Source organism: Lysinibacillus sp. FN11 (genome assembly GCF_024628845.1).
GTDB lineage: Bacteria > Bacillota > Bacilli > Bacillales_A > Planococcaceae > Lysinibacillus > Lysinibacillus capsici.
The window spans coordinates 3,330,637-3,354,732 of record NZ_CP102383.1 but is presented as its reverse complement, the minus strand read 5'-3'; the positions used below and the strand labels follow the sequence as shown (position 1 = coordinate 3,354,732).

General features: G+C 31.0%; 12 protein-coding genes and 2 pseudogenes. 11 read left to right on the top strand and 3 right to left on the bottom strand.

Annotation, left to right across the window (positions count from 1 at the left end; translation table 11 throughout):
* The first annotated feature begins 59 nt into the window (after positions 1-59).
* From NP781_RS17730 to NP781_RS17715, 4 genes are all read left to right on the top strand, one after another.
* The gene (locus NP781_RS17730; protein ID WP_257520480.1) at positions 60-1,076 is read left to right on the top strand and encodes a hypothetical protein; all 1,017 of its coding nucleotides are present in this window, start codon (positions 60-62) and stop codon (positions 1,074-1,076) included.
* Positions 1,077-1,271: 195 nt separating this feature from the next.
* The gene (locus NP781_RS17725; RefSeq protein ID WP_257520479.1) at positions 1,272-3,920 is read left to right on the top strand and encodes a class I SAM-dependent DNA methyltransferase; all 2,649 of its coding nucleotides are present in this window, start codon (positions 1,272-1,274) and stop codon (positions 3,918-3,920) included.
* A gap of 1 nt (position 3,921) precedes the next feature.
* Positions 3,922-5,847 carry a DEAD/DEAH box helicase gene (locus NP781_RS17720; RefSeq protein ID WP_257520478.1) on the top strand — a complete coding sequence of 642 codons (1,926 nt, stop codon included), beginning with the start codon at positions 3,922-3,924 and terminating at the stop codon, positions 5,845-5,847.
* Positions 5,837-6,976, top strand: coding sequence for a GIY-YIG nuclease family protein (locus NP781_RS17715; protein ID WP_257520477.1), 1,140 nt, complete (start codon positions 5,837-5,839; stop codon positions 6,974-6,976). The genes NP781_RS17720 and NP781_RS17715 overlap by 11 nt, the downstream gene beginning before the upstream one ends.
* A gap of 48 nt (positions 6,977-7,024) precedes the next feature.
* On the opposite strand, the gene NP781_RS17710 is transcribed toward NP781_RS17715, so the two are convergent.
* Positions 7,025-7,534, bottom strand: coding sequence for a helix-turn-helix domain-containing protein (locus NP781_RS17710; protein WP_257520476.1), 510 nt, complete (start codon positions 7,532-7,534; stop codon positions 7,025-7,027).
* Positions 7,535-7,912: 378 nt separating this feature from the next.
* Between NP781_RS17710 and NP781_RS17705 the strand changes: the two genes are divergently transcribed.
* The 4 genes from NP781_RS17705 to NP781_RS17690 all read left to right on the top strand — a co-directional run bounded on the left by NP781_RS17705 (position 7,913) and on the right by NP781_RS17690 (position 14,595).
* Positions 7,913-9,220, top strand: coding sequence for a TniQ family protein (locus tag NP781_RS17705; protein ID WP_257520475.1), 1,308 nt, complete (start codon positions 7,913-7,915; stop codon positions 9,218-9,220).
* Positions 9,210-11,882, top strand: coding sequence for a TnsB C-terminal domain-containing protein (locus NP781_RS17700; protein ID WP_257520474.1), 2,673 nt, complete (start codon positions 9,210-9,212; stop codon positions 11,880-11,882). Before NP781_RS17705 ends, NP781_RS17700 begins: the two co-directional genes overlap by 11 nt.
* Positions 11,879-13,018, top strand: a complete 1,140-nt coding sequence (locus NP781_RS17695; RefSeq protein ID WP_257520473.1) for a TniB family NTP-binding protein — start codon at positions 11,879-11,881, stop codon at positions 13,016-13,018. The genes NP781_RS17700 and NP781_RS17695 overlap by 4 nt, the downstream gene beginning before the upstream one ends.
* Positions 13,019-13,092: 74 nt before the next feature.
* Positions 13,093-14,595: a TniQ family protein gene (locus NP781_RS17690; protein WP_257520472.1), complete on the top strand. Its 1,503-nt coding sequence runs from the start codon at positions 13,093-13,095 to the stop codon at positions 14,593-14,595.
* 373 nt (positions 14,596-14,968) lie between these two features.
* Here the strand turns inward: NP781_RS17690 and NP781_RS17685 are convergent.
* A pseudogene (locus tag NP781_RS17685) lies at positions 14,969-15,514 on the bottom strand (site-specific integrase).
* Between the two features lie 334 nt (positions 15,515-15,848).
* Positions 15,849-15,962 (bottom strand): annotated as a pseudogene (locus tag NP781_RS17680) (hypothetical protein); the annotation flags it as partial.
* Between the two features lie 1,430 nt (positions 15,963-17,392).
* Here NP781_RS17680 and NP781_RS17675 point away from each other — a divergent pair.
* The 3 genes from NP781_RS17675 to NP781_RS17665 all read left to right on the top strand — a co-directional run bounded on the left by NP781_RS17675 (position 17,393) and on the right by NP781_RS17665 (position 24,072).
* Complete coding sequence (locus tag NP781_RS17675) at positions 17,393-17,782, top strand: hypothetical protein (protein WP_257520471.1); 390 nt, start codon at positions 17,393-17,395, stop codon at positions 17,780-17,782.
* A gap of 153 nt (positions 17,783-17,935) precedes the next feature.
* Entirely contained in the window at positions 17,936-18,718 is a 783-nt protein-coding gene (locus NP781_RS17670; RefSeq protein WP_257520470.1) for a reverse transcriptase/maturase family protein, read from the top strand.
* 692 nt (positions 18,719-19,410) lie between these two features.
* Entirely contained in the window at positions 19,411-24,072 is a 4,662-nt protein-coding gene (locus NP781_RS17665; RefSeq protein WP_257520469.1) for an AAA domain-containing protein, read from the top strand.
* Positions 24,073-24,096: the final 24 nt, after the last annotated feature.

Genomic DNA, 24,096 nt, shown 5'->3' with positions numbered 1-24,096 from the left:
TATTTTTGTATATAATAACACAAAAAGGTTTTTTATTAGAAATTAAGGTAGGTGTTTGAATGCTAAAGTTAAATTTCGATGTTAAAAAAGCTAATGACTCACAGATAGAGATTTTTCTTGCGGGATATGATGATCTATGGAGGCTTACAAAGTTAATTTCAATCAAATATTCGCTTGAAGAAAGGGAAGCCTTGAAGAAAAAATTAAAGTCATATTATGGTCCCTCTTTTAGTGTTGATAGTGATGATTATATATATAATCAGGCAACTAACGGCCTATTATTTAGTGCTGTTTCAGAATTAGTAATGTACATGGAGGATTTATTTGTATTAATGAAATATATTCGTGAAGAAGAGGAATTTATCAAAAAAGTGGTAGTTTATTATGCAAATAAAATTGGTAAACTGCCTGAAAAAATATTGAAATTGGATAGAGAAGATATTTTAAAGATTTTCTTAATTCCTTCAAAAGACCATATAGATAAACTAATAAAAGAAACCAATTCACCTTTAGAACATTTAGATATTTATAGTGAAGGGATAAGTAATGTATATAGATATTTAGATGATATTATAATTTCATTTAAAAAATATAGATTTATTTACAATCAATATAAACATGGTTTAACAGTTGCGTTAAGACCTTATGGTAACAATTTATCGAAAAAAGAGTTAAATAGACGAAAAAATTCATTAGACAGTTCTTTATATTGTTATGATAATACCGATATTGGAAAAGCAATTGAAAGAAATCCAGCTCAGCCATTTATTATTCCTTCAATTACAGAGAATTTACAACCAGGGATTACGAGCTTAAATAATAATAACAATTTACTTAGATACAGTGGAGTATATGATGTAAGTATTGATGAACTTATTAAGTTAGGAAGTAAGGTTCATTCTTTGATTAGAATATTGAGCAGTAATAGATATGATTTTGTTAAACCACATCATTTAGAGGCAAATACATTTTATTTACCTGTTCCAACCAGAAAAGATAAATTGAGATTAGTTCAATTTAGTCTAGTACCTAAAGAGTCTTTGCTAAAACTAAATGATTTTAATGTAGAAATTTGAAAGAAGAGAGTATGTTAAATTCATTTAAGCTAGAAGTACTTATAAAAATGATGATCCAAGGGACAATTTGAGTCATCATTTTTATTATAAGTTCGAATTATAAGCTTGTGAATTATAGCACGAGTATAATAACAAGGTTATTATTAATAATTGAAGATACTGGAATCTAACATATTGGATTTAAGGAGTTTTGTAATGAGCATTCTAGAATTAGAAGATAAATTAAAAGAAATAGTGGATAGCCAGGATTACGAAAATTTCATCTACGGATTATTAGACATCTACGGTATTTCACGAAGCACTATAACTTTGCTGAAGAAAGGCTCTAAAAATCTTTCTAAAAACAAAGAAGAAGTCCATTTGAAAAATAAAGTCTGGTATGTCAAAGCAAGCCAAGGGATGACCTTAGAAAGATTCGCTGAAATTGACAATCAAGTTAAGGACCTAGCAGCTAAACCAAGATATACAATTTCTACTGATTTTAATGTATTTATAGCAAAGGATAATACGACTTTAGAAACAATAAATGTTAAATATAAAAATTTATCTTCAAGTTTCGATTTCTTCTTAGCATGGAAAGGAATAGAAAAGGTAGATTTTGAAAATGAGAGTTTATTAGATATTAGAGCAGCAAATAAATTTGCTAAGCTCTATGATATTTTAAAAAAAGAAAATGCAGAGCAAGACCTGAAAGCTATAAATCTAGATCAATTCTTAATGAGAGTGTTATTTTGTTTATTTGCAGAAGATACAGGTATTTTTAAACAAGATATTTTCACGAATCTAGTTAATATTTATAGTAAATCAGATGGTTCAGATTTAAATATTTTATTTAATGAGTTATTTACTGTTCTGGATGAAAAAGATAGAACTGATACCCCTAAATACTTAAAGGATTTCCCATATGTAAACGGGCAGTTATTTTCGGAACCTCACAAAGATATCGTCTTCTCACAAAAATCTAGAGATTTGATTATAGATTGTGGTGTTTCTTTAAATTGGAAAAAAATTAATCCTGATATTTTTGGTTCGATGGTACAGGCAGTAGCTTCAGATGAAAATAGAAGCCATTTAGGAATGCATTATACAAGTGTACCAAACATATTAAAAGTTATTAATCCATTATTTATGGACGGTTTAAAAAATGATTTTATGACGGTAATTAATGAACCAAAGAGGCTTGAAGAATTGCTACATCGGATTAGTAAAATGAAGTTTTTTGACCCAGCATGTGGACCAGGAAACTTTTTGGTAATTACTTATAAGGAAATGCGTAGATTAGAGATAGAGATAATAAAAAGACTTCAAAAACTTTTAGGAAACTATATGTATGTCCCGTCTATTACACTTTCTCAGTTCTATGGTATAGAAATAGATGAATTTGCCCACGACATAGCTAAATTATCTTTATGGATTGCTGAACATCAAATGAATGAGGAATTAAAACAAGAAATACTAAACGCGGTACGTCCAACACTGCCATTACAAACTGCTGGGGATATTAGATGCGCAAATGCCATACGAACAGATTGGCTTGATGTTTGTAAAGCTAATAAAAGTGAAGAAGTATTTATATTTGGTAATCCTCCATACTTAGGTTCAAAAAAACAAAGCAAGGCTCATAAAGATGATATGTTGACTTTGTTTGAAGATGTGAAAAATGGTAAGCAGTTGGATTATATTTCAGCATGGTTTTATTTAGCTGCTAAGTACGTCTCACAAACACATGCAAAAGTAGCCTTTGTTTCTACTAATTCGATTACTCAAGGTGAACAAGTATTCACATTATGGAATGAGTTGCTTAGCTATAATATTCAAATTAACTTTGCCTACAAATCATTTAAATGGACTAATAATGCTAAGAATAATGCAAAAGTTATAGTCGTTATAATTGGTTTTGGTCCAATAAATGAGAAAGAAAAAAGATATTTATTTGAAAATGAAACTAAAAAAGAGGTTCATAATATAAATCCATATTTAGTTGAAGGAGAAAATGTACTAGTTGAAAATAGAACAACTTCAATTGTAGGTTTACCTAAGCTGAGATTCGGTAACATGCCGAATGATGGTGGGGCTTTGTTATTTACTGTAGAGGAATATGAATCTGCCATCGAAGAATATCCAAGCTTAAAACCATACCTTAAAAGAATTGTTGGATCAGTTGAATTTATCAATGATAGTTTGAGATATTGCTTATGGTTAGATAAAGAACAATACAATCAAATAAAAGATAATCCGTTAATTAAAGATAGAATTGAAATATCTATGCAACATAGAAAGAATTCAAAAGATACAGGTACAAATAAATTAGCCTTAACACCTTGGAAGTTCCGAGATACCCACCAGGCTAAGAAACATACTATAGTTATACCTTCAGTTTCTTCTGAAAATCGATTTTATATTCCTATGGGAATCGTAGATAGCGATGTTATTTTATCTAATCTTATTTATGGAATATATGATGCAGATGTTTATCTATTAGGGATTTTAATGTCACGTATGCATATGACTTGGGTTAAAGCAGTAGCAGGTAGATTAAAAACTGATTATAGATATACAGCTGGATTATGTTATAACACCTTCCCATTACCTGAAATTTCAGCAAGAAGAAAAAATGAAATACAAGAAGTTACTCTTGAAATATTAGACATAAGAGAAGAGATTGGAGGGAGCTTAGCAGATTTATATAATGCTGAAAAAATGCCTAAAGAATTAAAGGCTGCACATGAGAAACTTGATGGAATTGTAGATAGAGCATATAAAAAGAGAGAATTTGAGAGCGATGAAGAACGTTTAAGTGTATTACTTAATTTATACCAAGATTTGATCAAAGGGGAGTCGTAATATGAGGAATATTATGCAGGTTAATTATCGTCAAACAGGTGAAAGTAAAAAGCTTAATCCTTTTGGTATGAGGGAAATGCAAGCAAGGGCTTTTGAAAAACGTAATGCTCAATATCTTTTAGTTAAGGCTCCCCCTGCATCTGGTAAGTCTCGTGCTTTAATGTTTTTAGGTCTAGATAAGTTAAGAAACCAAGGAATCCAAAAGGTTATTGTAGCTGTTCCAGAGAGATCTATAGGTTCTTCATTTAAAAATACAAGTTTAAAATCTAATGGTTTTTTTGAAGATTGGGAAGTTGAACCAAAAAATAATTTAACAGTGGTTGGTGGAGGAGAATCGAAAGTTAAGTCATTCATTCGCTTTATGGAGTCCGATGATCAAATATTAATTTGTACTCATGCGACATTGAGGTTCGCTTTTGAACAGATTGATGATAAAGCATTTAATAATTGCTTGTTAGCAATTGATGAATTCCATCATGTCTCCGCAGATAATAATTCTAGGTTGGGAGAATTATTAAGGAGTGTTATGAGAAATTCCTCTGCACATATAGTGGCTATGACGGGTTCCTACTTCCGAGGTGATTCTGTACCGATATTATTACCAGAAGATGAAGCACAGTTTGAAAAAGTAACGTATTCTTATTATGAGCAGTTAGACGGATATGAGTATTTAAAAGGATTTGGTATAGGATATCATTTTTATCAGGGCAAATACACTACAGCGATTGCAGAAGTCTTAAATACGGAATTAAAAACAATTATTCATATCCCAAATGTTAATTCAGGTGAATCAACTAAAGATAAATATGAGGAAGTTAGCCAAATAATAGATATCATAGGTGAAGTCGAATACCAAGATGAACAAAGTGGAATTATTTATGTTAAACGGCATATAGATGGGCGAGTTTTAAAAGTTGCCGATTTAGTGGACGATAGTGGAACCAGAGAAAAAGTAGTGTCTTATTTAAGGAATATAAATGGTGTTTCGGATTTAGATCTTATTATAGCATTAGGTATGGCAAAAGAAGGGTTTGACTGGCCTTACTGCGAGCATACTTTAACCATCGGATATAGAGGGTCTCTTACAGAAATAGTTCAAATAATAGGACGTTGTACAAGAGATAGTTTTAATAAGACTTATGCACAATTTACAAATTTAATAGCTCAACCGGCAGCTAAAGATGAAATAATTACACATACAGTAAATACAATGTTGAAAGCTATAGCAGCTTCATTATTAATGGAACAAGTACTTACACCAGATTTTAAGTTTAAGGCACGAAAGGATAATGATATTCCCTCAACAGATGCAGGTACACTGTTAATCAAAGGGTTAAAAGAACCTTCAACGGATAAAGTTAAGCAGATTATAGAAAATGATATTTTAGATTTGAAAGCTAAAATTATGCAAGATAGTCAAATACAAAAGACTTTCTTGAGTGATATCGACCCTAAAGTTATTAATAAGGTTTTGATACCAAAAGTAATTCAAAAAGTTTATCCCAACCTAACAGATGAGGAGATTGAAGAAGTAAGGCAGCATGTTGTGTTAGATACACTTGTAAAAGGCGCAGAACGCGAAGTAGTAGGGAGTAAAGAATTTATTCGGATGGCTGATAAATTTATAAATATTGAAGAATTAGATATAAACTTAATTGATGCAATTAATCCGTTCCAAAAGGCGTTTGAAATTTTATCTAAAGAACTTAATTCACCTGTATTAAAAATAATTCAAGAAGCAATTGATGTTAAAAAAATTTCTTTTGATGAAGACGAGCTAGTATATATATGGCCAAAAGTTGAAGAGTTTTATAAAAAAAGTGGAAAACGCCCTAATTCCAAATCACAAGATCCTTTAGAGAAACGTATGGGTGAAGCTGTATTATATATGCAAGATTTAAGAAGGAAGCGAGAGAATGCAGAATAGATATAATTCAATTCAAGACATATTAAGCAGTGATTTATTTGATGAATTAACTTTCGAAGAAAAGAAAGAAGCTAGTAAATTCACATATGATTTAGAAGTAGAAAAGTTCATCGAGATTGTAAATTTTGTTAAAGAAAATGAAAGAGAACCTTATAAAACTTTAGAAGATTTAATAGAAAGAAAACTTGCTAGCAGACTACAAGGAATTAGAAAAGACTCTGAACGAAAAAAATATTTAAAACCGTATGATGAAGTAGGGTTACTGGATCAAGAAATAGAAGATATTCCAAAAATCGAATCTGTTGAAGATATTCTTAATAATGCATCTAGTGGATTGCTAGATACTTTATCAAGTAAAGGCGACTCAATTTTTGATGTTAGTTCTTTACCCAAGACTACTACAATGCCAGACTATATAGCCAAAAGAAAAAAAGTTAAAAACTTCAGTCCATATGAGCCACTTTTTAAACAATGTCATTTGGAGCTTACAGAGGGTAAAAGAGTTATCAAACCATTTAAAAATGGTCAAGATATACATCCTAATAGTTTTTATTTACTAAAAGGTGTATTAGTTTATGTTGAACAAGTAGGAGAATTAAAAAAAGTTAAGGGAAGTTTAAATGCACGTTTGAGATGTATTTTTGAAAATGGAACAGAATCAGATATGCTATTGAGATCTTTAGCTGCCGAATTATATAAACATGGTCGAAGAATAACAGAGAATGAAGAACATTTATTAGATGAACTGGAGAATGCCAATATATCTTCCGGCCATATTTATGTTTTAAAATCTTTAAGTAATGATCCTCAAATAAAAGGAATCAAAAATCTTTATAAAATTGGATATACTAAAGGTTCAGTTGAAAAGAGAATTAGTAATGCAGAAAATGAATCCACATTTTTATATGCTCCAGTAGGGATAGTAGCTGTATATGAAGTTTTTAATATGAGTGGTAGTAAATTCGAAACAGCCCTTCATCATGTATTAGCACATAAAAATCTTGATGTTTCAATTCTTGGTGTAAATGGTAAAATGATTGTTCCGAAAGAGTGGTTTGTCATTTCATTAGAAGAATTACAAGAAGCTATAAATCAGATTGTAATGATGGTTAACTTATATGAAGATTAATTAATATACAAAATGTAAAGCACCTCCGTAAATAATCGGAGGTGTTTTTTAGGCTTCATTTTTATAACTATCGTTATTTTGAACGTCTTCATTTAAATGAATTGCTTTCAGTATAGCAAGGGTTTCTTTTCTAGCCGCAGGATTTAAAGTTAAAAATACTTCTAAAAAAGATTTTTCATCTGAAGTTAATGAAGTTAAGATTAGCTTTAAAAAATAAGCGTTATATACAGCGTTTACAATTTTTTTATCTAAATTAAATTTACTTATTAATTCTAATTTATTTTCAGATAGTTGCTGAGGAATAATTTCCATTATTTCCTGAATCATATCAGAATTGGAATACTGTGCAGCTAAACGTGTATCACCTTTAATTAGCCAATCTGTGGATACACCAAATTGTTCACTAATGTTGTTTAAAGTGTCTAAGGAAGGCTTAGATTTACCTTTTTCAATATCACTTAAAGAAGCCTGGGAAATTTGTATTTCTTTTGCAAAAGTGCTTTGATTCATAGAATGAGCTTTCCTAAGATATTTAATCCTACTTGCTAATGTATCCATTTTTTAATTCGCCTCAACATTTCTCTTTAATTTTTATAGGTAAACCTATATAATCAATTTATAGGTTTACCTATAAATATTTTTCTTATTCTGACTTAACAATTATAGCTATTATTTTATTACGAGTATATTAAGAAAGAAAAATTTACGCTTATAAATGACGAGGTATTAAGAAATATTGCTTTCGTGAAAAAAGTGGAAATGGTTGGACAAAAAATAGTGAAATATATAAGAGGGGCAGCAGGTTCTAAGATTTTAGCTAAATATATTTTAGGGTGGATGTATACATGATGTAAAGAATCCAGCTAAAAGCATTATTTTATAAGTTAGAAAAAGTCATTCTAGCTGGCCATATATTTTTTTACGGAGGTAGCTCTAATGTCAGAATTAATTCATCAACGAAGTGTCTTTTATAATTTACAACCATTTAATTTAAATTCAGGCTCAGTAGAAAGTTTGAGTAGTTATTTAATAAGGTTATCAAACACTCATAATATTGATGTAGGATCTTTAGTAAATAAAATAATTATTCCTAAATTGAAAAAAGACTACTTGAGTAGAAGTACAGAATATGGCGGTAATAGCTTCTTTGAGGGTGCTAAAACTATGAATAGCTTCAATGAAAATTCTTTTGATATGGCAAAAGTATTGGGGGAACTGACAAGTAGAAATGATTTAAATCAGTTAACGCTTTTGAATTTCAAGGGGAAGTTCTCTAATAGAGATTTGTTGAAAAATGAGCTTTCATGGTGTTCTGAATGTTTAAAAGAATGGCTGGAGAAAGATGGTCTATATTATCCTCTGATTTGGCATTTTAAATTAGTACAGGTTTGTTTTAAGCATAAATGTCTCCTTAGAAATTGTTGCGAGAATTGTTTCAGAATAAATCCAATTTTAAGACGTAAGATGCTTTTAGGATACTGTTCATATTGTGCGCAACCTATGTTTGAAAATAGCAAAGTAGTGAATTGTAATTTTAAAAAAGAAGAATTAGAATGGTATGATTTTTGTTTTCTGAATATTGAATTAATTTTAGAGAACCGTTTAGAAAATTTTAATGCATCAGGGTTTATCAATGCTATCTTTACTCAATATCTTTCTGATGATTTAAGTGTATTTACAAGAATTACCACTATACCAAAATCAACGTTAAGAGGGTGGTTAAGGGGCGATAATGTGCCAACGCTGGAGGGCATATTAAAGGTATGCTACGCATTAAATATAAGTTTGGCTAATCTAGGGAGAAAATCTTTACAAATATCCACAAATGGTTACTCAGAAACAATGACTTTCAAAAAAGAATCTAGTGCAAGGAAACCAATAGATTTTAAACAAACTGAATTAGAACTAAATAGGATCTTAAAACAGGAAATCCCTATTTCAATGATTAGTGCAGCACGTCTGATTGGGAGAAATAAGAGAGTATTATATTATAATTTTCCTGATTTGTGTAAATCGATATCAAAACGTTATTTAAACTATAAACAAACAGTGGCTAATAATAGGATTAAAAATATCCAAAATGAAATAGAAATAACCTTTTTCGAGTTGATGTCAGAAAATATTTTTCCAAGTAGAGCAGCAATTGAAAAAAGAATAAATAAACCAGGTCTTTTAAGAGAACCAAGAATAAAGTCTTTTTGGCAAAGTTTAATCAATACCGAGGTGAATATAAATGATGAATGAACATGAATTTACTAAATGGGCAGCAAGTATGGATTTGTCAGAAGAGGCTAAGGCAGAAATTCAGCGTATAAGACAATCACCACCAGCAAGAAGAGTTGGTGGAGGTAGAAATAACGTTAGCGGTAGATATAGTAGTAAAAAAATGGGGATGACCATTCAATTTGAGAGTCATAAAGTTGAATTACCAGCAATTTATATGATGGAATTTAACGAAAATGTTTTAGAGTATTACGATCAGCCTCCTAAAATTAAAGTTAACTATTTTCAAAGTAAAAAAAATGCAAGCAAAAAAATGGCTTATTGGTATACTGCAGATTTTTTTGTAATCGAAAAAGAAAGAGCATATTGGGTTGAGTGTAAAACAGAAGAGGAACTTATTAAGAAGTCTCAGGAAAAACCAGATAGATATTTTAGAAGAAATGGGGAATGGGGATTTTCCCCTGGTGTTAATTACGCAACTAAGTTTGGTTTAGATTTCATTGTACGTTCATCTTCTGATATTAATTGGATTCTTCATCGTAATCTGGAATTTTTAGCGGATTATATTGCAAGAGAATGCGTACCTGAATATTCAATTGTTTCTAAAATTAAGGGGGTTATCTTATCCTCACCGGGAATAACTCTTTTGGATCTAATTATACATTCAGAGGAACAGTATACCGCTGATGATATATATGCATTAATAACAAGTAACCATATTTATATTGACTTGTATAATGACTTAATTACGGAACCTGAGAATATAATCGTTTTCTTAAATAAAGAACAGTATAAAAGTTTTTCTATTGTTGAAAAGTCTAGTAGAAAAAATAAAAGTTCGAGTAAGGTAGATTTAAAACAGGGGCAAAGAATTTTATGGGGAGATATTATTTGGGAAATTCTACATTATGATATTAAGAATAAAATAGTTTTCCTACTAAAAGAAGGTGAAAAGGAGCATAAAGAGTTTCCACTTGAAGTATTTGAATCTTATATTTCTGATGGCTATATTGAAGGAATTAATAAAGAAAGTTCTAGTAATGATAATTTGAAGGAACTAATTTCTCAAGCAGCTGAAAAAGATTTGGAACAGGCAAATAAAAAATATGAGATAGTTATGAAGGTTTTAAATGGTGAAGTAGTGGAAACGCAAAATGTAACACAAAGAACTATTCGAAACTGGATTAAAAAATATAAAGATGCAGAAGAATTGTATGGAAATGGTTTTTTAGGTTTATTACCAAAAACAAAAGAAAGAGGTAACCGAACTGCAAAGCTTCCAACAGAAACTAAAGACATGATGGAACAAATGATTACTGAAAACTATGCAACAATAAAGTCTAAATCTGCAAGGGAAGTCTATCGCGAATTTATAGTGAAATGTGAAGAGTTGAAAATTCCAGAAGCATCATATAAAACATTTTTAAGTACTATAAAACAGCGTTCTAAATACGAAATAGAAAACGCCAGAAAAGGAAGAAGAGCTTCTTATAAATATGAGGAATTCTATTTTGAATTAGAATTTACTACACTTAAGCATGGTGAACGAATTTTTAATATTGCACACATTGATCATACCGAGCTAGATATTGAATTAGACGTTGGTAATGGTAAATCAATACGACCTTGGTTGACGTTAATGGTAGATGCATTTTCACGTCGTATACTTGCATATTATTTAACATTTGAGCCACCATCTTATCGTTCTTGCATGATGGTTATTAGACAATGCGTTAAGAATTATAATCGGTTACCAAATTATATTGTTGTAGATGGTGGAAAGGAATTTAATAGTGTATATTTCGAATCACTACTTGCATTTCATAGGATTCATAAGAAAGAGAGACCTGCAGCAAAAGCAAGATTTGGTAATGTTGTTGAACGATTGTTTGGAATAACGAATCAGTTTTTTATCCATAATTTGAAAGGTAATACTAAAATAACTAAAAATGTAAGACAAGTAACTAAATCTGTAAATCCCAAAAATCATGCTGTATGGACACTTGATTCTTTAAATATTAGAATTGAGAGTTGGATAAATGATGTATATGATAATTTAGAAAATAAGTCACTTGGACAAACACCAAAAGAAGCGTATAACGAATCTCTTGTGATTTCTGGGAATCGAGCTAACACATATATTCCTTACAATGACTTGTTTATTTTAATGACTCTACCTTCCCCTGTTGGAAGAGTTCGAAAAGTCCGTCCAGGGCAGGGGATTAAATTAAATTACTCTCATTATTGGTGTGATGAATTTAGAAATCCAAGAATCGAAAGTACTTCCGTAGAAGTTAAATACGATCCATTTAACATTGGTATTGCCTATGTATTTATAAATAATAAATGGGTCAAGTGTTTGGCTGAAGAATTTAAGTACTTAAACGGAAAAACTGAAAAAGAAATACAAATCATTGCAGAAGAAATTAAAAAGAAGAGAAGCTTACATTCAAAATCGAATTCAATTAATGCAAAAATGATTGCAAGGTTTATCATAGAATCTGAAATAATTGAAGAACAACTTTATGAGGAAAAGAAAAATAATAGTCCTGTAAAGCCCGATTTTAAGGTCATAACGGAACAAACCAATATAGATAAAAATCAAGGTGTAGTAAAGAAAATCCATTTTGAAGAAGACGTAGATGAAGAAGTTTTAGTGGATTATGGGGAGTTACCAATATGAAGAATAGTAATAGAAGATTTAATGAAGAGTTATTATTAGCTTCAAAAGAAGAACGATTGGATTACTTTAAAGATTATACCGTAGCACATCCAAAATTAGAAAAAGCATTAATTGAATTAAAAAAAGCAATATATTCACCTGATAACTTTAATGTAATAATGGTTGTTGGTCCATCGGGAGTAGGAAAATCGAGACTTTTTGAACAGACTATAAGATCAATTTTGAAAGATATGGCAGAAGATATTGAACAAGATAAAAGTATAATACCGGTAACAGGAATTGAATTGCCTAATCCTGATTTAGGTAAATTTAACTGGAAGGATTTCTATTATAGAGTACTTACTTCTTTAAATGAGCCATTAATAGATTTTAAGATTGATTATGAACAGATTTTAGGAAAAAAGGTTAAGAAAAAAATAAGTCCATTGAAATCTGAAACTACTCCAGAATTACGTAGATCCTTGGAAAACGCCTTTTTGTATAGAGAAACAAAGGCATTATTGATTGATGAAGCACAACATTTTTTTGATGTAGGTACATCTGTAAAAATGCAGAAACAGTTTAATTCAATTAAGTCGTTATCAAATATGGCAAACACAAAAATTGTTCTGTTTGGTACTTATGATCTTAATTCAGTAATAAATCTTGATGGACAATTGTCTAGAAGAGTTTATGAAATTCATTTTCCTAGATATGATTATAGCAATGTTGAAGAAATGAAAATGTTTAAAAATATGCTGTTTTCTTTTCAAAAAGCATTACCATTAGAGGAAGAACCTAATCTTATTATGATTCATGAATATATTTATGAAAATTCCATCGGATGCGCAGGTATTGTGAAAGATTGGTTGCAAAGATGTCTTTCGGAAGCGATTGATAATAACGAAAAGACTATAACTCTTGATAGTTTAGCTAGAAATGCTATTAATACTAAAAAATTATTAACTTTAGTAAAAGAAGCGAATAGTGGTGAATTAGACTTTATTGAGAGTAAGCAAGATAGGGAAGAGCTAAAAACTTTATTAGGAATAAATGGTGATACTAAAGAAACATCCGTACAAAAGAAAAAAGGTAATACGTTACCTGGAATAAGAAATCCTCAAAGAGACGCTGTTGAGCAAGTTGAATTTCAATAGAAAAAGAACATAAGACAATGAAAACTGGGTGATTTTACTGCTCGGTTTTTATTGTTGTAATAGGAGGGTTAAAGGTGGATGCACATGAAAATGAGGAAGAGAATGATATAATACATAGTTTATTATCAACTAGAAGTGTTTTATATAATTTGGAACCTATTGGTATAGGAACACCATATGTTGAGAGTATGACAAGCTATATTTCAAGAATAGCTATAGTTCATAATGTGAATGTAACTAATTTACTAAAAGGTGTGGTAGCACCAGTACTTAAAAAAGATTATTTAAAAAATGAACTAAGTACAGGGTTTTATAAAACCATTGAGCAATTTATTAATGAAAACAGTATTGTTACCCAAGATATAATAAATGCATTAGAGTTACTAACTTGTAGAGAAGATTTAAGTTATTTGACAATGTTAAACTGGCAAGGTGTTTTTCCTAGAAACATTCGTAGTTCTTCTCGAAAATGGTGTCCATTGTGTTTATACGATATGAAAGAACAATCTAAGCAAGTATTTGAGCCATTACTATGGAGTTTAGATGACATAAAAAAGTGCGATATACATGAGACTTTACTACAAGATGAATGTTCAAAATGTAATAGAAAATTGTCGTTCTTTCATAGTCATTATTTGGTGGGATACTGTCAATATTGTGGTACATGGTTAGGTAGCAAAGAGGTTACTCACAGAGAAAAGTTAAATGAAAAGGAATTATTTATCAATTTAAATTATAAACAATTAATTGAAAATGCACCACTAGTAACTTTTTTCCCTAGTAGTCGATTTATTGCTGTTTTCTTTAATGAAATAATGGAAAATTGTGAATTTAATAGTATAAATGCGTTTGCAAATTTTTTGGGATTTAATCTAAGTACGGTTTATAGTTGGATTAGAAATGTAAGTGTACCTAATCACAAATCCTTACTAAAAGCTGCTAATAGATTAAACAATACATTATTTGACTTTATTTATAAAGAAAATAAATACAATATAAATAGCAATAAATTCAATATTCCCCAAAAAAGAAATCTTTCAATTGATGAAATTAAGATCCACTTAGAAAGATCATTAATTTTAGTCGAACCAAAAAGTTTAACGAAAGTTGCTAGAGAGGCTGGTTTTGGAACTGGAACCGCAATAAAGTACTATCCAGATCTTTGTCTGAAAGTAAAAGAACGATATGTAAATTATCAAGCAGAAAAAAATATGTTCAAAAAAAAGGACTTAACACAAAAGCTTAATGATTGTTTAACAAGAGAAATACCTATTAGTTTAACACAATTTTCTAATATTATTGGTGTCCCAATTAAATCTATTAGGAGGATTGCCCCGGATTTAAGTAAAAAAATAAGTCATAGATATAAGGAATATGTGATTAAATCGAAAGAGGAGAAAATATTTGAAATTAAACAAGAAATCATGGAGTTAGCTATAGGTATGCATAAGGAAGGGGTATATCCTAGTTCTTGGAAAATTCAACAATCAATAAAAAATAAAAATTCATTTCTGTATGAGGAAGTTAGAGAAATATGGAAACAAGTATTGGAAGATTTGGGGTATGCAATTGACTAATGTAATTTTAACAAGTGTAATATAGGCAATAAATATGTATTGACTCGATATGAATCATAAAATTTCCTAAAGTAAAATAATAACCCATAAAGTTTCCTTAAGTATAAAAAAATGATATTTTTTCCTTATACCTAGCTTAAAATGTTACATACTAAAAATAAAAAATTACCTTTAGTATAGTTTAAAAGCTTGTGTCTGTAAGGCTGGAAACTTTATGGGTAACAGTTAGGAATTTATATGGGTAATGTCACAGAAGTGTTAAAATCCTTGATATATAAGGGTTTTGGCACTTTTTGATTTTCAAAATGTTTCATTGGATTTCAAGTTTTTTGGGTAATTTTTGGGTCAAACTAGGCCATTTTTAGGTCAGCATTTAGTCATTTTTTAAATACGCTTCGAATTTATCGATAGTGCTAGCCTTCGTTTTTTTCGAAACATGCGTATAAATGTCCATTGTCGTTTTGACGTCAGTATGACCTAAGCGTTCCTGTACTTCCTTAATACTTGCACCAGCCTCAAAGAGCAATGAACAATGCGTATGACGTAAACCGTGCGTAGTGATTTGGGGTAAATCTACTTTTTTAGAAATCTGCTGCAGCTACTTTTGTGTTTGAACCGGCTGAATGAAATCATTATTTAGATTAGTAAATACAAGCTGCTTTTTTGCTGTTTTCGTATTAAACTTTTTAGCCTGTTCATCTTTCCACTCTGCAAGTAAGTCCAACGATTGCTGATCCATGCCAATTTTTCGAGCGATTCCATTTTTAGTTGTCTTTAAGTAGAGCTGACAATCTCGTCCGTGTGAAATAGCTTTATTAATTCGAATTTCGTTATCTTCGAAATTAATATACGCCCAAGTTAAGGCTAGTGCTTCGCCTTTTCGCATTCCTGAGTAAGAAAGTAAATGGAAAAGTATCATAGTATTCCTATTTTGCTTAAATGCATCAAGTAATTGAAGTAACTGCTCACGCTCATAAAATTTAGAGAATTCTTCATCATCTTCGAGTGAAATTTGTTTTTTTTGGTTTAGGCATTTCAACTAAATCGAATGGATTTTTCGTTATATATTCATTTTTATTGCGTAGTTTAATACTTTTGCAGCATAAGCCTTTACTTTGCGGAAATGAACTAATTTTTTTGACCACTCATTTACATGCTTTTGACATGTTGCGATTCGATTTTATCAATTTTATAATCCCATCACAGGCAAAATATGATTCTTGAAAATACTAATTTTTTACAAACGTACTTTCCTAAGTATTTTCGTAATTGTCCACCCAAATGTTGTAAAGGTTTCGATAAGTCTCAGTTTGACGCTTTTTATAAGTACCAGAATTTACCTCAAATTGAAGCTGTTTAAAAGCCTCTTGAGCTTCTTTACGTGTCTTAAAGCCTCTGCGTGTTGCGCTAAGGGTTTACCTGTTGAAAGGGTCGACACATAAAGTAAAACTTGAACATAAAGCGCTTGCTGCCGTCTTTGTAGGTGTACTCTTTGATTAAATTTTTACTGCTCATTACTGTTCCTCCTGTTTAACTGCTTACGGAGACAGGAGTGTAGATTACATCTACAACTTTATTTTAATATGATTTAGGTATGGAGACAAATCAAAATAGCCACAAAAAAAGAGCAAGCTAAATGCTAGCTTGCCCTATAGATTAGTAATTCATATAATTAACAAATTTTTGGAATGCCTCTTATTTAGTTTCATCTATATCCATTATATACGATTTTTCAGTGACATCTTTGAATGAATGTCCTAACCGTTTCTTAACCTCATAATAGCCAACTCCTTCGTAGCGTGAGTACGGCGCAAGCCATGTGGATTAATGTATTTTAAACCATTTTTTTCGGTAATTGAATTGCACCAATCAAAGGCTTTCGATGGATAGGTAATTTCATTAAAGCTGTTAGGGAAAATTAGTTGGTCCTTTTTTACTTTTCCAAGAAGCATTTTTTGAGTTGTTTGCCATCTTTTAAAACCTTTAAAGTTTCGTCATCAACTTATAATGTTCTAGTATCTCCAGTTTTAGTTGAGCCTAGAGTTAAATTTTTATTTTCATCATATGTTACCGCTTTAGTGATTGAGATAGTCTTTTCTTTAAAATTTACATCAGACCACATTAAAGCGAATCCCTCGGATCGACGAAGTCCGAGATAGGCTAAAACACGTAAATAAGCATATTTTTTTAAAGAATCGTTTTAGCTGCTTCTAAAAATGCAATTAATTCTTCACGTTTATAGTAGTGTAGTACTATTATAGTCCTTGCTAGGAGTTTTAATGGGATCCATTGGATTACGATCAATTAATAAGGAACTGTGAGCATATGATCGAAAACCTATTTATGCAAAAGATATTCCCAATTTTTATTCCGCAATTGATAAAGAAGTAGATGGATTTGAAAAAAATTGCTTTTCGAACTTCCGAAGACTTTTGATTGAAAAAGATTTAAAATAATAAGAATCTTTTTGATCAGACTATTCAGCTGTCTAAGATTATGTTAAAATTTTACACGTAGGTTTTAGCCTAAAGCATGTGTAGATACACATGCGTCCCGATAATCGGTATAGGGCATTCGTTTCAGTCATTTATAATCAAATTATAAACGTTGAAATCGAATGGAGGATAATACTAATGAATCTATTAATGCAATTATTAATTGACTTATCAGTTTATCCAGCAGTCTTATATTACATATTAGGCTGTTAGAACTTTAACCTATCTTTGTTAGATAGGGAGGCGGTTGAACCCATTCCTCCTTGCCCACCGCCGCAGCGAAATGGAGGAATATCATAGCTATGGAAGAAAAAATTTTTTTTGAAAAGTTAGTGTCAAAAGAAAATATTAAAAATGTTTTTAACGAGTATGTTGCTCAAAAGACAGATTATTTAACATTAGAAAAAGCAGTAAAGGTTCCAGAAGGACTAGATAATATTGATTATTTATTGTTTCAAAAAAACATTTCTCATCAAGTAGATATGATTTTTAAAAGAATTAGAAGAGGTAATTACTTTTTTTATCCATTAAGAGAAATAGTCATTTCTAAAGATCCTCAATTAAATATACAAGAAGCTAAAATGTTAGGGAAAACAAGGGTTTTATCAATTGCAACGCGTGTTACTCACCCGTCCGCCGCTAACGTCAAAGGAGCAAGCTCCTTTTCTGTTCGCTCGACTTGCATGTATTAGGCACGCCGCCAGCGTTCGTCCTGAGCCAGGATCAAACTCTCCATAAAAGAAATTTGATTAGCTCAAATTGTTTTGCTGGCATCATGTTTGATGTCCAAAATTGTGTTTCGTTCACTAGTAAAACTAGCTACTTAAAACTTTATTGATTACGTTTTGCTTGTTCAGTTTTCAACTGCGTATAGAAAGAATGTAAATGCCCAAAAGGCAGCACAGAAAGTTTACAATGATTTAAATGAAGGATATATATATGCTTTAGATGTTGATTTAAAAGGTTTCTTTGATAATATACCTCATAATGAACTTTATCAACAAATTGTTTACTTCTTTAATGATATGCTAAAAATTCAAAAGCTTTTATATCGATTTATTCATGTTGATAAAGGATATAAAATAAAAAATAATAACAAGGTTGTAAGAATAAAAAGAACTAAAGGAATTCCGCAGGGTGGAATTATTTCCGGTTTGTTAGCAAATATCTATTTACATCAATTTGATTGTTGGATTATGTCTAATTTAAAATCCAAATATGATATCAGATATACTAGATATGCGGATGATTTTATAATTTTAGGTAAATCTGAAGAAGATATAATTAAAGTAAAAGATGAATGTGAAAATTATTTAAAGAGCATTAAGTTAACATTACACCCAGATCCAGAAAAAACTAAAATTAGTAAAGTAACTTATAAAAAGGGAATAAATTTTGTTGGATTTACAATTTCCAAAAGACATATCAGTATTAAACAATCTAATGTTATGAAATTCAAAAAAAGAATTGAATCTATATTAACTACAACGGATTTTAATAAAAAGAAGGCACTAAAACTTTTAAAGTTAAGGCTAAGTTATAAATATTTTGGAAATGAATATAAAAAGTTCAAATGTAAAACTTGTGGTGAATTTGAAAAGTCAAGAAATTGGATGAGTTTTTTTTAAGTATTACAGATTATAATCAATTAAAATACATAGACAATTGGGTTTATAAATCAATTAATTATTATTATTTCAAAGATACAGGAAAAAGATTACAGAAAAATGTTCTGAAAAAATTGGATTTTCCATCATTAGAAAAACTTTATTATGAATATCGTAAACAATTAAAAAACGAAATGACAACTTGTAAGTGTACAAGCTTGAATAAGAATTTATACGCAACAGAAGATCCATATAAGGAGCTTTTTAATATTTATCCTTAATTTGTTAAAAATAATTAGGTTTCAAAAGTATTTTCCGAAAAGTATTAATTCATTTGCAAGAGCTAATTTTGAGACTAAAAAAGTTTTAATATTGAAATGATAAGGTTTTTCTGCTTCTTAGACAGACAGATTATTTTCCATCTCTATACTATGAAGTGTACTGAATTTCACTTAGCGCCACAATCGTTGATAGACTAACGTTTGTGGCGCTTTTTTATTCCGTTGAATTGGATCCAACTTGAAAACTATAAAAGTTAAAATAAGAAAAATATAATAAAGTATTTGAATAAAATAAGCGAACAATATGTTGTCTGAGTTATTAGATTATTATGGTATTATTGAACTATCCTATAGTATAGCTAGAAAGCAATTCAAAAAGAACGTACAAAGTTTTTGGATTATTGTCAAAATTTTTATTAAGGAGTGGTATTATTGGATACTTTAACGATTAATAATAAGGCATCAAATTTGATTCAATATATAAATGATCTATCAAAACTGAAGCAGCGTCCGATTGCATCTTATAAAAGCTATGAGGAAATAATTTGGATTGAAAAAGATATTCCGACTGAGCCAGAAACAACGGACTTTTTTAGATCCGATACTAGCAATTGGTTAACAGTGAAAAAGCCTGTAAAACCTAAAGAGCCAATCTTGCCAAATGAATTAAAAGATTGGTTATTGATTAATTTTCATAAATTAACGTATGAAGAAATCGATGTGAAAAGCGAGCAAATTGTAAATGATGACAATGTAACGGTTATCATTGATGTTTCAATAGATGAATTTCCACATATAAAAGGGGAACGTAAAGCTTTTATTGAAAATGTATGGGAGCCTTACGTAAAAGAAATGAAACGCGTTAAAAAGGTTCAAGACTTATACGATCGCCTATTTACAATTCACCAGATGCTTCAAACGAACAGTGAATCACTAGAATTAATTGTAGCAATTGGTTTACTGCAATGGAATTTACCTAAGCAAGCGGTTGAAAGGCATGTGTTAATTAATAAAGTAGAGCTGCATTTTGATAAAGAAAAGGCTGTTTTTAAAATAGAGGACAGTGCAAATGGGCTTGCAGTTGAGTACGAAGAGGATATGCTTTCACTCGAAAATCAACTGCAAAAAGTGGATCACAATGAAGTACAACAATTAATCAAAGGAATTAATGAAGAACAGAGCGTCATGTCGCAGCTAGAAGCAATATTAAAGACGGTTGCGAATGCTTTAGATTCTCGTAGCCAATATAACGAATCTTTAGCAATCCCTAGTATAAAAGATAGCGCATCATTGCTAATTTCAAATAGTCCTGCATTTATTGTGAGAAAGAAAACACAAAAAAGCTTTCAAAATGCGTGTGAAGTTGCAGTTCAGCAATTAAGTGATGATAGTGTTGAAGTACCGACTAATTTAGCGAATATGTTTAATTATGAGCAAGGGGAAAAAAGCACGATTCACGAATATGAAGCGACTGAACATGACGAAGTAACACTGCCGAAAAGTAACCCATTTTATTTCCCTCTTCCTTCAAATGAAGAGCAAGAGCGAATTATAAAATCATTATCGAACAAGGATAATGTTTTAGTTCAAGGACCACCAGGAACAGGTAAAACGCACACGATAGCGAATTTAACCGCACATTTATTATCGACAGGGAACCGAGTGTTAATTACAAGTCAAACTGCTAAAGCGTTGAGCGTTTTAAAAAGTAAGCTACCTACGGATTTACAAGCATTAACCGTAAGTTACTTAGGTGGCGATTCTAGCTCTATTAAAGACTTAGAAAAAGTAGTAGGTACCATTTCGGTAAATAAAGAACGGTTCGATTTAAAAGAAAAGAAACTAATTGTTGAACAAAAAGAACAGCAGCTGAAGGAATTAAAAGGGAAATTAAATAAAACGAAGACGGAATTGCTCGAAATTAGAGAACAAGAAACGTATAAACATGATTTTTCAAAACCATATGTAGGGACCGCGCAACAAATAATAAGACAAGTTCATGCATTAGATGAGCAATATAAATGGTATACATCAGATGTTACTTTAGAAACACGAGAAGATTATTGGCAATTAGAAAAGAAATTAATCGATGACATTATCCTATTAAATGCGACTTTTGAAGATATACCTAGTGAATATAAAACATTTGATTATCCGAATTTGCCAATTGAAACGGAAATTCAAAGTTTTGAATCGTTATTTACTGAGGAAGTGCGTTTAATCGAAAATCTAAAATTATTAGAATCGGCCAAAAAGGAGAATCTAATTGAATTAGTACAGTCGTTGACACACGAGCAACAATCGAATATGTTAAACGAATTTGAACGGTATAATTCTTTGAAGCAGCCATTATTATTTAAAATATATCCAGCTTTACAAAAGATATTAGCAGATGTGTTTATGAACCGAGGAATGAACTGGAAAGAGTATAGCGAACAGTTAGCACATGCATTAAGTACCTATGTACAATATGAAAATGAAGTCGAAGAAACGTTATTTGATGTAAAGGAGATTTCGCTTGCAACTTTAAAAGTGATGTCTACTGATTTGACAACGTATTTAGATCAAGGTGGCAATTTAGGCAATTTTTTAATGAAGCCAAAAGTTGTAAAACAATATAAAGATCAATTAAGTGTTATAACGTATAATAGGCAGTTACTGAAAACGCCCGAGCAAATATATTTATTGAATAAATATGTGCTGCTTGAAACGGCTAAACAAAAATTGAAAGAATTATTAGTACCGCTATTTATAGAAGAACATTTAATGAAGCCAGTAACATTCAAACAGGAAGTTCAGTCTATAATGGAACAATTAAAAATGATAGAAGCTATTCATGAATGGCGAGAAAACGTATTAAACAAATTTGACGTATTATCACCTAATGAATTTGATGAAACGTTAATCGAACAATTAACAAATAATATTCAAATTGTTCAACTTGAAAAACAACTAGTGCAATTGCAGACTTCGCTTAAAGAAATTACGAAACCGATTGAAGAGGTTATAACAGATAGCGTACATGGTCTTTATAAACAGTTGTTAGAGGCGATGCAAGCAAGAAATAGCAATTTAGTTCGTAGCATGTGGGAGAGTTATATACTTTATCAAGAGGTTAAGAAACGTGATGAAACGGTAGTGGAGCTTAAAAATAAGCTGTTTGCTCATTCGCCATTAGTTGGTGCTTCATTTATTGAAACTATGGAAGATTCAATATGGCAAAAACGATTGATAGAATGGGAAAAAGCCTTTATGCATAAACAAGTGAAAAATTGGCTAGAGGCATTTTTATTACGTGATGAACATGTGTTATCTAAAAAGTACGATGAAATTGAAGCACAAATAAAGCAAACGATTATTGAAATCGGCTCTACTAAAGCATGGATCAATATGTTGCAATCCATGACAGATTTGCAAAGTCAGCATTTAAAAGCGTGGATGAAATCGGTTAAAAATGTCGGAAAAGGCACAGGTAAAAATGCTACAAGATATCGAATGGAAGCACAAATGCATATGGAAAAATGTATGGGGGCAATTCCAGCCTGGATTATGCCGATGAATCAGGTATTCGATAACTTTGAAATTAAACCGAATTTATTTGATGTTGTGATTATCGATGAGGCAAGCCAATCTTGGCATGAAGCGCTATTGTTAAAATATGTCGCAAAGAAAATGATCATTGTTGGTGATGATAAGCAAATTAGCCCGACAATAATCGGTATTGATGAAGATGATGTGAAGAAGCTACAAACAAGATATTTTAAAGATATTGGCTTCGACTTTGGCTTCGATTTAAATATTAAAAATTCATTTTTTGATATATGTTACATCATGTTTAAGGATACGATTACACTTCGTGAGCATTTCCGTTGTATGCCAGAAATTATCGGTTTCTCTAACTTAATTTCATACAGCGAAAATCCATTAATTCCTTTACGCCAATATCCTGCAAATCGTCTCGAACCGATAAAAACGAGGTATTTGCCTGAGGGTGTTCGAGAGGGAACAGGGCAATACGCATATAATGAGGCAGAAGCGGATGCAATCGTTGAAGAAATAGTGAAATGTATAGAAAATCCACAGTACGAGGGGAAAACGTTTGGCGTTATTTCGCTTTTAGGGATTGGACAAGCTAAGCTGATTCAAAATAAATTACTACAAACGATAGGCGCCGAAATAATGGAGGAACGTCATATTATATGTGGGGATGCATATAGCTTCCAAGGGGATGAACGAGATGTTATTTTCCTTTCATTAGTTGCAGCAAAAGGAGAAAAACGCATTACGGCATTAACGAATGAAGGCGCTCGTCAACGATTTAATGTTGCAGCCAGCCGCGCGAAAGATCAGCTATGGCTTATGCATTCAATTACGACAAATGATATTTCGAACAAAGAATGTTTACGTTATCAGCTGTTATCGTATATAGCCAATCCATTACAAGAAGAAAATGAATCCAATCGTCTACTATGTGAAAGTGAATTTGAAAAGAGTGTATCTGATGCTATCACTGTTAGAGGATATAAGGTTATTCCTCAATATCAAGTAAATGGCTATCGCATTGACCTAGTAGTAGTCGGTGAAAAAACAAGGATAGCAGTCGAATGTGACGGAGATCATTGGCATACTTCACCTGAAGATGTAGAACGAGACTTCCAGCGTGAAAAAATATTACAACGTGCTGGTTGGAAGTTCTGGCGTATATTAGGCAGTAAATATTATCACAATCCAGAGAAAGCATTGGAATCATTATGGGCTACATTAGAGGAAATGGGCATTTATCCGTTTGCAGCATCAGTAGAACCAACAACTGATGTGGTGGTAAATACTGAAATAGCAGCAACGACGATTGAGCTTGATACAGTTAGCGGTCCGACTGAACTTTATCATGATGTAAGAAAGATGCTACGAACGGAAGGCTTTGAAGTATTACAAGACAGACCTTTAACGAACAAGCTTTATGTAGTAGGTTCAAAGTTATTACAAAGAGAATTAGATTATGTTCTTCCTAAAGGCGTTGAATTTACTTTCTATTCAGATGGCCTTGATATAACGGAAGGAATGCCGGTGTGGGTTATTGTAATAAATAATTAGCCCTACTAGAGATTAGTTCAGCTT

Bases quoted from the DNA above. Each gene is read 5' to 3' on its own strand.
- NP781_RS17715 (WP_257520477.1), top strand. From the start codon at position 5,837: ATGCAGAATAGATATAATTCAATTCAAGACATATTAAGCAGTGATTTA.
- NP781_RS17700 (WP_257520474.1), top strand. From the start codon at position 9,210: ATGATGAATGAACATGAATTTACTAAATGGGCAGCAAGTATGGATTTG.
- NP781_RS17725 (WP_257520479.1), top strand. From the start codon at position 1,272: ATGAGCATTCTAGAATTAGAAGATAAATTAAAAGAAATAGTGGATAGC.
- NP781_RS17695 (WP_257520473.1), top strand. From the start codon at position 11,879: ATGAAGAATAGTAATAGAAGATTTAATGAAGAGTTATTATTAGCTTCA.
- NP781_RS17710 (WP_257520476.1), bottom strand. From the start codon at position 7,534: ATGGATACATTAGCAAGTAGGATTAAATATCTTAGGAAAGCTCATTCT.
- NP781_RS17675 (WP_257520471.1), top strand. From the start codon at position 17,393: ATGGAAGAAAAAATTTTTTTTGAAAAGTTAGTGTCAAAAGAAAATATT.
- NP781_RS17705 (WP_257520475.1), top strand. From the start codon at position 7,913: ATGTCAGAATTAATTCATCAACGAAGTGTCTTTTATAATTTACAACCA.
- NP781_RS17730 (WP_257520480.1), top strand. From the start codon at position 60: ATGCTAAAGTTAAATTTCGATGTTAAAAAAGCTAATGACTCACAGATA.
- NP781_RS17720 (WP_257520478.1), top strand. From the start codon at position 3,922: ATGAGGAATATTATGCAGGTTAATTATCGTCAAACAGGTGAAAGTAAA.